This is a genomic window from Streptococcus mitis NCTC 12261 (assembly GCF_000148585.2).
Taxonomy (GTDB): Bacteria; Bacillota; Bacilli; order Lactobacillales; family Streptococcaceae; genus Streptococcus; species Streptococcus mitis.
The window spans coordinates 1,652,740-1,665,754 of record NZ_CP028414.1; the positions used below are offsets into that span (position 1 = coordinate 1,652,740).

4 protein-coding genes are annotated in these 13,015 nt (G+C 43.7%); 1 reads left to right on the forward strand and 3 read right to left on the reverse strand.

The window, feature by feature from the left end; all coding sequences use genetic code 11:
• Window positions 1-97 precede the first annotated feature (97 nt).
• Window positions 98-3,775 carry a DNA-directed RNA polymerase subunit beta' gene (rpoC, locus tag SM12261_RS08350; RefSeq protein ID WP_000228758.1) on the reverse strand — a complete coding sequence of 1,226 codons (3,678 nt, stop codon included), beginning with the start codon at window positions 3,773-3,775 and terminating at the stop codon, window positions 98-100.
• A 38-nt stretch (window positions 3,776-3,813) separates the two neighbouring features.
• Complete coding sequence (rpoB, locus tag SM12261_RS08355) at window positions 3,814-7,419, reverse strand: DNA-directed RNA polymerase subunit beta (RefSeq protein WP_000907164.1); 3,606 nt, start codon at window positions 7,417-7,419, stop codon at window positions 3,814-3,816.
• A 450-nt stretch (window positions 7,420-7,869) separates the two neighbouring features.
• On the opposite strand from rpoB, the gene SM12261_RS08360 reads away from it, so the two are divergent.
• On the forward strand, window positions 7,870-11,766 hold the full coding sequence (locus SM12261_RS08360) for a pullulanase (protein ID WP_001226813.1): 3,897 nt from the start codon (window positions 7,870-7,872) through the stop codon (window positions 11,764-11,766).
• A gap of 96 nt (window positions 11,767-11,862) precedes the next feature.
• Here SM12261_RS08360 and SM12261_RS08365 read toward each other — a convergent pair whose 3' ends face one another.
• Complete coding sequence (locus SM12261_RS08365; protein ID WP_000229793.1) at window positions 11,863-12,912, reverse strand: LLM class flavin-dependent oxidoreductase; 1,050 nt, start codon at window positions 12,910-12,912, stop codon at window positions 11,863-11,865.
• Window positions 12,913-13,015: the final 103 nt, after the last annotated feature.

Genomic DNA, 13,015 nt, shown 5'->3' on the forward strand with positions numbered 1-13,015 from the left:
TTGATTTTCATTGAGTATTATTTTACCACATTTCATGGAAAAATGGAGAAAGTTTTCAGAAAAGAGAAAGAGAACCCGAAGGCTCTCTCATTCTCTTTTATTCTACTGTTTCTTCCACAGTTTCAACGGCAGTATCCACAACTACTTCTGTTATTTCTTCATCCCCTTCTTCCTCTACTGGAGGATTAAGGTATTCTTCTTCGTTGATAGCATGTGGTTCAAGGTTACGGTAACGGGCCATACCAGTACCAGCTGGGATGATCTTACCGATGATAACATTTTCCTTAAGTCCAAGGAGATGGTCTTTCTTACCACGGATAGCCGCATCAGTAAGGACACGAGTTGTTTCCTGGAAGGAAGCCGCTGACAAGAAACTATTTGTTTCAAGTGAGGCTTTGGTAATTCCCATAAGAACTGGGCGACCTGTCGCTGGAACTCCACCTGCAATAAGGACATCTTTGTTGGCATCTGTAAAGTCATTGATATCCATGAGGGTACCCATGAGAAGATCTGTGTCACCTGGATCCATGACACGGACTTTACGGATCATTTGACGAACCATTACCTCGATATGTTTGTCACCGATTTCTACCCCTTGGCTACGGTAAACTTTTTGTACTTCACCGAGAAGGTAAGTTTCAACTGACAAGACATCACGAACTGCAAGGAGACGTTTTGGTTGGATAGAACCTTCTGTAAGAGCAGCACCACGCGCTACTTGGTCTCCAACTTCAACACGCATACGAGCTGTAAATGGAACGACGTATTCACCTTCGCCAGTTTCACCCTTAACAAAGACTTTCTTAGTACGAGTTGATGCATCTTCTTCGATAGCAGTAACTTGTCCTTTAACCTCTGTGATAACCGCTTCCCCTTTAGGATTGCGGGCTTCAAAGATTTCTTGGACACGAGGAAGACCCTGAGTGATATCGGTATTTGAGGCAACCCCACCCGTGTGGAAGGTACGCATTGTAAGCTGTGTACCAGGTTCCCCGATAGATTGGGCAGCGATTGTACCAACTGCTTCACCAACTTCAACCGCATCACCAGTCGCCAAGTTGATACCGTAACAGTGACGACAGACACCATGACGAGTGTTACATGTAAATACAGAGCGGATAGTCACTTCTTCCACACCAGCATTAACAATTTCACGCGCCTTGTCTTCTGTAATCAACTCATTTGAACCGATAATCACTGCACCAGTTTCTGGATGTTTAACGGTTTTCTTAGTGTAACGACCATTGAGACGTTCTTCAAGAGACTCGATCATCTCTTTTCCTTCTGCGATAGAACGGATCAAGAGACCACGGTCTGTTCCACAGTCGTCCTCACGGATGATAACGTCTTGGGCAACGTCAACCAAACGACGAGTCAAGTAACCTGAGTCAGCTGTCTTAAGGGCCGTATCGGTCATACCTTTACGGGCACCGTGAGTTGAGAAGAACATTTCGAGTACTGACAAACCTTCGCGGAAGTTTGAAAGGATTGGCAATTCCATGATACGTCCGTTAGGAGCAGCCATCAGACCACGCATACCGGCAAGCTGTGAGAAGTTTGAGATATTACCACGGGCTCCAGAGTCCATCATCATAACGATTGGGTTCTTAGGATCTTGGTTGGCAATCAAACGTTTCTCTAGTTTCTCACGGGCAGCACGCCATTCAGCTGTAACAGCATTGTAACGCTCGTCGTCTGTGATCATACCACGACGGAACTGTTTTGTGATTTGTTCTACACGTTTGTGTGATTCTTCAATGATTTCAGCCTTGTCATCAACGACTGGGATATCGGCAATACCAACTGTCAATCCTGCAAGAGTTGAGTGGTGGTAACCGAGGTTCTTCATACGGTCAAGTAGAGCAGAAGTTTCTGTTGTACGGAAACGTTTGAAGATTTCAGCGATGATATTTCCAAGGTTTTTCTTCTTGAATGGAGGGTTGAGTTCAAGTTTGCTGATTGCTTCCTTGATATCTCCACCAAGTGGCAAGAAGTATTTAGCTGGAACGCCTTCTGTCAAGTTGGCATTGTTTGGTTCTTGCAAGTATGGTAGACCCTCTGGCATGATGTCGTTGAAGAGGATTTTACCAACTGTTGTAAGCAAGACCTTGTGTCTTTGCTCTTCTGTCCATGGTTTGTTGAGGCTGTCTGTTGCGATACCAACACGTGAGTGGAGGTGAACATAACCATTACGGTAAGCCATAACGGCTTCGTCACGGTCTTTGAAGACCATTCCTTCACCTTCACGGCCAGCTTCTTCCATAGTCAAGTAGTAGTTACCCAAAACCATATCCTGAGATGGGGTAACAACTGGTTTACCATCTTTCGGGTTCAAGATGTGCTCAGCAGCGAGCATGAGGATACGAGCTTCTGCTTGGGCTTCTTCTGAAAGCGGTACGTGGATGGCCATTTGGTCCCCGTCAAAGTCGGCATTGTAGGCTTCACAGACAAGTGGGTGCAAGCGAAGGGCCTTACCATCAATCAAGACTGGCTCGAAGGCTTGGATACCCAAACGGTGAAGGGTCGGTGCGCGGTTAAGAAGTACTGGGTGTTCTTTGATTACTTCTTCAAGGATATCCCAGATACGCTCGTCTCCACGTTCCACCAAGCGTTTAGCCGCTTTGACGTTTTGCACGATATCACGTGCAACGATTTCTCGCATAACGAATGGTTTAAAGAGCTCAATCGCCATTTCACGTGGCACACCACATTGGTACATCTTAAGCGTTGGACCAACGGCGATAACGGAACGTCCTGAGAAGTCAACACGTTTACCGAGCAAGTTTTGACGGAAGCGTCCTTGTTTACCTTTAAGCATATGGCTCAATGATTTCAATGGACGGCTACCTGGTCCTGTGATTGGACGACCACGACGACCATTGTCAATCAAAGCGTCAACCGCTTCTTGAAGCATACGCTTCTCATTTTGAACAATAATACCTGGTGCATTCAACTCAAGCAAACGAGCCAAACGGTTGTTACGGTTGATAACACGGCGGTAAAGGTCATTCAAGTCAGATGAGGCAAAACGGCCACCATCCAACTGCAACATTGGACGAAGATCTGGTGGAATAACCGGAAGGATGTTGAGAATCATCCATTCAGGTTTGTTTCCAGACTTGTAAAAGGCATCCAAAACATCCAAACGACGGATAGCTTTGACACGTTTTTGTCCAGTAGCTGTTTTCAACTCTTCTTTGAGTTCAGCAATTTCTTTTTCAAGATCTACTTGTTTTAGAAGGTCTTGGATAGCTTCGGCACCCATCTTGGCAACGAATGATCCATAACCATACTCACGCAAGCGCTCACGGTATTCGCGCTCTGTCATGATAGACTTGTGCTCAAGTGGTGTATCCTTAGGATCAATCACCACATAAGCTGCAAAGTAGATAACTTCCTCGAGGGCACGAGGGCTCATATCAAGGGTCAAGCCCATACGGCTTGGAATCCCCTTGAAGTACCAGATGTGAGATACAGGAGCTTTCAACTCAATGTGCCCCATACGCTCACGACGAACTTTTGTACGCGTTACTTCAACCCCACAACGGTCACAAACAATTCCTCTGTAACGAATGCGTTTGTACTTACCACAAGCACATTCCCAGTCTTTTGTAGGACCAAAGATAACTTCATCAAATAGTCCTTCACGTTCTGGTTTCAAGGTACGGTAATTGATTGTTTCAGGTTTTTTGACTTCTCCATAAGACCATGAACGGACTTTGCTTGGAGAAGCTAGGGTGATTTGCATACTTTTAAAACGATTTACATCAACCACTATTTCTTCCCTTTCTATTCTAAGTGAACTGCTTATTCTTATTCAGCAGTTTCTTCTGTTGCTTCCGCTTTTGTTGCTTTCTCAGCTTCTTCAGCTTCAAAGGCTGCTTTAGCCTCTTGTGCTGCTTTTTCGCGGGCTTTTTCAAGGTCATCTACGTGGATGACATCTTCGTCCATTCCTTCATCCAAGTCACGAAGTTCCACTTCTTGATCATCTTCGTCAAGGACTCGCATGTCAAGACCAAGAGATTGCAATTCTTTGACAAGAACTCGGAAGGATTCTGGAACACCTGGTTTTGGAATTGGTTTTCCTTTTGTAATAGCTTCATAAGCTTTCAAACGTCCGTTGATATCGTCAGACTTGTAAGTCAAGATTTCTTGAAGGACATTTGATGCACCGTAGGCTTCAAGAGCCCAAACCTCCATCTCACCGAAACGTTGTCCACCAAACTGAGCTTTACCTCCAAGTGGTTGTTGAGTAACGGTTGAGTAAGGTCCGACTGAACGCGCGTGCAATTTATCATCAACCATGTGGTGGAGTTTGATCATGTACATGACTCCGACAGAAACACGGTTATCAAATGGTTCACCTGTACGTCCATCGTAAAGGATTGTTTTGGCATCGCTATCCATACCAGCTTCTTTAACAGTTGACCAAAGATCTTCAGAACTTGCTCCGTCAAAGACTGGTGTTGCGATGTGAATACCAAGAGTACGAGCTGCCATCCCAAGGTGGAGTTCCATAACCTGACCGATATTCATACGTGATGGCACCCCAAGTGGGTTCAACATGATATCGACTGGAGTTCCATCTGGAAGGTAAGGCATATCTTCTACAGGAACGATACGAGAGACAACCCCTTTATTTCCGTGACGTCCGGCCATCTTATCTCCGACCTTGATCTTACGTTTTTGAGCGATGTAGACGCGAACCAGCATGTTGACACCTGATTGCAATTCATCTCCATTTGCACGTGTAAAGATCTTAACATCACGAACCACACCATCAGCTCCGTGTGGTACACGAAGAGAAGTGTCACGTACTTCACGAGATTTATCTCCGAAGATAGCGTGCAAGAGCCGTTCTTCAGCTGAAAGGTCTTTCTCACCCTTAGGTGTTACTTTACCTACAAGGATATCCCCTTCTTTAACCTCAGCACCGATACGGATAATACCCATTTCGTCAAGATCTTTAAGGGCATCTTCCCCAACGTTTGGAATTTCACGAGTAATTTCTTCAGGCCCAAGCTTTGTATCGCGTGTTTCTGATTCGTATTCTTCAAGGTGGACAGATGTGTAGACATCGTCTTTCACCAAGCGTTCGCTCATGATAACGGCATCCTCGAAGTTGTAACCTTCCCAAGTCATGTAGGCAACGATTGGGTTTTGTCCAAGCGCCATTTCTCCATTTTCCATAGAAGGTCCGTCAGCGATGAAATCGCCTTTCTCAACGGCATCACCAACTTTTACGAGAGTGCGTTGGTTATAAGCAGTACCTGAGTTCGAACGACGGAATTTTTGGATGTGGTAAACGTCCAATGAACCATCTTCACGACGAACTTCTACCTTGTCAGCATCTGCATAGGTAACTTTACCGTCATACTGAGCAATCACAGCCGCTCCTGAATCGTGGGCTGCTTGGTATTCCATACCAGTACCAACGTAAGGTGCTTTAGGATTAATCAATGGTACAGCCTGACGTTGCATGTTGGCTCCCATGAGGGCACGGTTGGAGTCATCGTTTTCCAAGAAAGGAATACATGCTGTCGCAACGGCAACTACCTGTTTTGGTGATACGTCCATGTAGTCAACAACATTCGCTGGATACTCTTGGTTGACCCCTTGGTGACGTCCCATGACAACTTTCTCAGCAAATGTTCCATCTTCATTCAGACGAGAATTAGCCTGTGCTACAGTAAATTCATCTTCTTCATCGGCTGTCAACCAAACGATTTCGTTCGTAACAACACCTGTTTCACGGTCAACTTTACGGTATGGTGTTTGAACAAAACCATATTTGTTCAAGTGTCCGTAAGATGACAAGTTATTGATCAAACCGATGTTAGGTCCTTCAGGTGTCTCGATTGGACACATACGACCGTAGTGAGTGTAGTGCACGTCACGTACTTCATATCCAGCACGGTCACGTGTCAAACCACCAGGCCCCAAGGCTGACAAACGGCGTTTGTGAGACAACTCAGAAAGTGGGTTGTGTTGGTCCATGAACTGTGACAACTGTGATGAACCAAAGAATTCTTTAACCGCAGCTGTTACAGGACGGATATTGATAATTTGTTGTGGTGTCAAGACTTCGTTGTCCTGGACAGACATCCGTTCACGGACATTACGTTCCATACGAGAAAGTCCAAGACGTACTTGGTTAGCAAGCAATTCACCTACCGCACGGATACGACGGTTTCCAAGGTGGTCGATATCATCTACACGACCAAGTCCTTCAGCCAAATTGAGGAAGTAGCTCATTTCAGCAAGGATATCTGCAGGAGTGACGATACGAACCTTGTCATCTGGATTGGCATTACCAATAATAGTTACGACGCGGTCTGGATCAGTTGGAGCAACAACCTTGAATTTTTGAAGAACAACTGGCTCAGTCACAACCGCTGCATCATTTGGAATGTAAACAATCTTGTTCAAGTCGCCATCCAAATGGCTTTCAATGCTTTCAATCACGCTACGAGTCATGATTGTACCAGCTTCTACCAAAATTTCTCCAGTTTCAGGGTCTACCAATGGTTCCGCAATGGTTTGGTTGAGCAAGCGTGTTTTGACATTGAGTTTTTTATTGATTTTGTAACGACCAACTGCTGCCAAGTCATAGCGGCGTGGGTCAAAGAAACGAGCCACAAGCAAGCTACGTGAGCTTTCAGCAGTCTTAGGCTCACCTGGACGAAGGCGTTCGTAAATTTCTTTCAGGGCTTCGTCTGTACGAGAGTCCATTGGATTCTTGTGGATATCTTTTTCAACAGTGTTGCGAACCAATTCGCTGTCGCCGAAGATATCAAAGATTTCATCATCTCCTGAGAAACCAAGGGCACGAACCAAGGTTGTAAATGGAATCTTACGAGTACGGTCAATACGAGTGTAGGCGATGTCTTTTGAGTCGCTTTCAAGCTCCAACCAAGCTCCACGGTTAGGGATAACAGTTGAACCGTAGCCCACTTTACCGTTTTTATCAACTTTATCGTTAAAGTAAACACCTGGTGAGCGGACCAACTGCGAAACGATAATACGTTCACCACCATTGATGATGAAAGTACCCATTTCTGTCATGATTGGGAAATCACCAAAGAAAACTTCTTGGGTCTTGATTTCGCCTGTTTCTTTATTGATCAAGCGGAAGGTTACAAAAATTGGTGCTGAATAGCTAGCATCGTGGATACGAGCTTCTTCTAGCGTGTATTTTGGTTCCTTGATTTCATATCCAACAAATTCCAACTCCATTGTGTCTGTGAAGTTTGAAATTGGCAATACATCTTCAAATACTTCCTTCAGACCGTGGTCTAGGAAATCTTTGAATGAGTCAGTTTGAATTTCAATCAAATTTGGTAAGTCAAGAACTTCTTTGATTCTTGAAAAACTACGACGGGTACGATGTTTCCCGTATTGAACGTCATGTCCTGCCAAGATGATTCTCCTTTGTAAATAAGTTCCAAGCCTTGTCAATCAGGCTTTTCTAATCGTCATATGGTTTTAAAAACCCTTATCACCGTGTCCTCTTGATAAATTTTCAGAATCTTTAAGTCTTTGTTACAAGTACTAAAAATCCTGAAAAAAAGCACAAAAAGAGCAGCTAAATCTGACTTTTTCAGAAGATTTAACTGCTGTGAGCCTTGTCTGGACAATATTTCAGACAAAACCTACGACAAATGATTACTCATATTATACCCTATTTAGCTAGATTTTTCAAGGGGATTAACAATTTTTTGACAAAATCTTTTCCTATAAGAAATACTGGCTTAATCGTAACAAAATTTGTTGCGATTTTTTCTTTTATTTTAATTTTAGGAAAACGCTTGCATCTTATTTTACTAAGTGCTATACTGATGATAGAAATTTATTGATTGGAGAATCATTATGAGAAAAATACCATCTCAAACTGAGAAAAAAATGGTCTACAGCATCCGTTCCCTCAAAAATGGAACTGGTTCTGTCCTTATTGGAGCAAGCCTTATTCTGCTTGCCATGGCTACACCAACTATCTCAGCAAACGAAAATACACCAACCACTAACGAACCCAGCAACAGAAATACGACCTCCCTTACTCAACCTCTTACTGATGCAACAAACATCGCTGGCAAGAACGAAAGCGATTTTTCTTCACCCGATAGTGCAAACGCTTCCCTAAAGAAAACAGAAGAAAAACCTGCAACAGAGCCAACTACTCCTGCTGCAACTCCCGCCGATTCAGCCCCACAAACCGGACAAGATCGTTCAAGTGAACCAACTACTTCTACGAGTCCAGTAACGACTGAAACTAAGGCAGAAGAACCAATAGAAGACAACTACTTCCGTATCCATGTCAAAAAGCTTCCTGAAGAAAACAAGGATGCTCAAGGACTATGGACTTGGGACGATGTTGAAAAACCATCTGAAAACTGGCCTAACGGAGCCTTGTCCTTTAAGGATGCCAAAAAAGATGACTATGGCTACTACCTAGATGTCAAATTAAAGGGAGAACAAGCCAAGAAAATTAGCTTCCTCATCAATAATACAGCTGGGAAAAATCTAACCGGCGATAAATCGATAGAAAAACTGGCACCAAATATGAATGAGGCTTGGTTGGACCAAGAACACAAGGTTTTCTCTTACGAGCCACAACCTGCAGGAACTATTCGCGTCAACTACTACCGTACAGATGGCAACTATGACAAGAAATCTCTCTGGTACTGGGGAGATGTGAAAAATCCAAGTAGTGGTGAATGGCCTAACGGAACAGATTTTACGGCTACAGGCAAATATGGTCGCTATATCGATATTCCACTCAAAGATGCAGCTAAAGACCTTGGATTTTTATTACTAGACAGAAACAAACAAGGAGACGATGTGAAAATCCGTAAAGAAGATTATAAGTTCACAGATTTAAAAAATCATAGCCAAATTTTCCTAAAAGACGATGATGAATCGATTTACACAAATCCATACTATGTCCATGATATCCGTATGACAGGAGCCCAACACGTAGGCACTTCTAGCATTGAGAGTAGTTTTTCAACACTTGTCGGTGCTAAAAAAGAGGATATCCTCAAACACTCCAACATCACTAATCACCTAGGAAATAAAGTAGCTATCACCGATGTTGCAATCGATGAAGCTGGTAAGAAAGTGACCTACAGTGGAGATTTCTCGGACACAAAACATCCTTATACCGTGAGCTACAACGCTGACCAATTCACTACCAAAACAAGCTGGCGTCTGAAAGATGAGACTTACAGTTATGATGGCAAACTTGGAGCTGACCTAAAAGAAGAAGGAAAACAAGTTGATTTAACCCTTTGGTCACCAAGTGCTGACAAGGTTTCTGTCGTTGTCTACGACAAGAATAACCCTGAAAAAGTGGTTGGAACTGTCGCTCTTGAAAAAGGGGAAAGAGGAACTTGGAAACAAACTCTAGATAGCACAAACAAACTCGGAATCACAGATTTCACTGGATACTATTATCAATACCAAATCGAACGTCAAGGTAAAACTGTTCTTGCACTCGATCCTTACGCTAAGTCCCTCGCTGCTTGGAATAGTGACGATGCTAAGATTGACGATGCCCATAAAGTGGCTAAAGCCGCCTTTGTAGATCCAGCCAAACTCGGACCTCAAGACTTGACTTATGGTAAGATTCACAATTTCAAGACTCGTGAAGATGCCGTTATCTACGAAGCTCATGTGCGTGACTTTACTTCAGATCCTGCCATTGCAAAAGACTTAACCAAACCATTTGGTACCTTTGAAGCATTTATTGAAAAACTAGACTATCTCAAAGACTTGGGTGTAACCCACATCCAGCTCCTTCCAGTCTTGTCTTACTACTTTGTCAATGAATTGAAAAACCATGAACGCTTGTCTGACTATGCTTCAAGCAACAGCAACTATAACTGGGGATATGATCCTCAAAACTACTTCTCCTTGACTGGTATGTATTCAAGCGATCCTAAAAATCCAGAAAAACGAATCGCAGAATTTAAAAACCTCATCAACGAGATCCACAAACGTGGTATGGGAGCTATCCTAGATGTAGTGTATAACCATACAGCCAAGGTCGATATCTTTGAAGATTTAGAGCCAAACTACTACCACTTTATGGATGCTGATGGGACACCTCGCACTAGCTTTGGTGGTGGACGCTTGGGGACAACCCACCATATGACCAAACGACTCCTAGTTGACTCTATCAAATATCTAGTTGATACCTACAAAGTGGATGGATTCCGCTTCGATATGATGGGAGACCATGATGCAGCTTCTATTGAAGAAGCGTACAAGGCCGCACGCGCCCTCAATCCACACTTAATCATGCTTGGTGAAGGTTGGAGAACCTATGCAGGTGATGAGAACATGCCTACTAAAGCTGCTGACCAAGATTGGATGAAACATACCGATACAGTCGCTGTCTTTTCAGATGACATTCGTAACAACCTCAAGTCTGGTTATCCAAACGAAGGTCAACCTGCCTTTATCACAGGTGGCAAGCGTGATATCAACACCATCTTCAAAAATATCATTGCTCAACCAACCAACTTTGAAGCTGACAGCCCTGGAGATGTCATCCAATACATCGCAGCCCATGATAACTTGACCCTCTTTGACATCATCGCCCAGTCTATCAAAAAAGACCCAAGCAAGGCTGAGAACTATGCTGAAATCCACCGTCGTTTGCGACTTGGAAACCTCATGGTCTTGACATCTCAAGGAACTCCGTTTATCCACTCTGGTCAGGAATACGGACGTACTAAACAATTCCGTGACCCAGCCTACAAGACTCCAGTATCGGAGGATAAGGTTCCAAACAAATCTCACTTGTTGCGTGATAAGGACGGCAATCCATTTGACTATCCTTACTTCATCCATGACTCTTACGATTCGAGTGATGCTATTAACAAGTTTGACTGGACTAAGGCTACAGATGGAAAAGCATATCCTGAAAATGTCAAGAGCCGTGACTATATGAAAGGGTTGATTGCTCTTCGTCAATCTACAGATGCCTTCCGACTTAAGAGTCTCCAAGATATCAAAGACCGTGTCCACCTCATCACTGTCCCAGGCCAAAATGGTGTGGCAAAAGAGGACGTAGTAATTGGCTACCAAATCACTGCTCCAAATGGAGACATCTACGCAGTCTTTGTCAATGCGGACGAAAAAGCTCGCGAATTTAATTTGGGAACTGCCTTTGCCCACCTCAGAAATGCTGAAGTTTTAGCAGATGAAAACCAAGCAGGGCCAGTAGGAATTGCCAACCCGAAAGGACTCGAATGGACTGAAAAAGGCTTGAAATTAAATGCCCTTACAGCTACTGTTCTTAGAATCTCTCAAGGCGGTGCCATCGTTGCCCCAGCTGTGGAAGAAAAACCAGAATTTGACCTTTCTAGCTTAAAACAAGAACAAGGGCAATATAATATCCAAGACAATATGTCAAACCGAGTAGTCAAACCGGAACAGCAAACTCCAGCTCCACAAACTAAACCTGATTCTGCAAAACCAGATGCAAAAGTAGCTGATGCAGAAAATAAACCTAGCCAAGCTACAGCTGATTCACAAGCTGAACAACCAGCACAAGAAGCACAAGCATCATCTGTAAGTGAAGCTGTTCAAAACGAATCGGTAGATAACTCTAGCAAGGAAAATATAGCTGCACCCCTAGCTAAACAAGCTGAACTTCCAAATACAGGAACCAAAAACGATCACAAACTCCTGTTTGCAGGAATCAGCATTCTTGCCCTTCTAGGTCTCGGGTTCTTACTAAAAAACAAAAAAGAGAACTAAACTAGCCCTCCTATAGAAAAATCCCCCAAGCCTTGACGCTCGGGGGATTGATTTTTGTACAATATTTATCGTCATAATAAATTTGAGTAGTTTTTATTAAGCCTCTTTCATGGCAAAGTAAGCTCGAACTTTTGGAGCCACTTGCGTTCCGAAAAGTTTAATAGCTCTTAGAACTTGATCATGAGGCATAGAACCAAGAGGTAAGTGCAACATAAAGCGGTCCAAACCTAAGTCTTCAATCATGCGAATCAATTTTTCTGCTACCTGATCTGGATTGCCCACAAACATAGCACCATTTGGCCCAACTTGCTCCAAATATTGCTCATAACGCAATCCCTGCCAGTGTGGACGGTCTTTGGAAATAGCATCCACCACTTGCTTGGTCGGATGAAAATAATCTTTCACCGCCTGCTCGCCATCTTCAGCAATCCAGCTCCAAGAATGGGCTCCAACCTTTAGTTCATGACTGGCATGACCCGCTTCGCTCCCAATCTCACGATAAGCCTGAATCAACTTTTTAAAATAACTAGGATTGCCACCAATAATGGCATAGACAATCGGTAGGCCTGCCTGAGCAATCTTCACTGTTGATTCGACATGACCACCTGTCGCTATCCACAAGGGCAATTTGTCCTGAACTGGACGAGGATAAACTTCTCTGCCAGAGATTGTTTGGGTCAAGCGACCTTGCCAGTCTAACTTGGTCTTTTCATTAACTAACTGGAGCAAGTCTAATTTCTCATCAAAAAGGGCTTCGTAGTCTTTCAAATCATATCCAAACAAGGGAAAAGATTCCGTGAAAGAACCCCTTCCGGCCATAATCTCCGCACGTCCATTAGACAAAGCATCAATAGTGGCATACTGTTGGAACAAGCGAATCGGATCCATACTTGAGAGAATGCTGACTGCACTGGTCAAACGGATTTTCTTGGTATTGACTGCCCCAGCTGCCAGAACAATCTCTGGAGCAGATATCGCAAAATCCGCTCGATGGTGCTCACCAATCCCATACACATCCAAACCAACCTTGTCAGCCAGCTCAATCTCTGCCACCAACTGACGAATGCGTTCGGCATGACTGTAAGTTTTCCCAGTCCCTTCAAGCTCCGTTGTTTCCCCAAATGTTGAAATTCCCAATTCTACCACAGTGATTCTCCTTGTCTATTCCGGTCCTTCATTTTGAAAAATTATTCTAACTCGAATCTTGAGTACAAGCAACCGATTTGCTCACAAGAAAAAGCCTAGATAA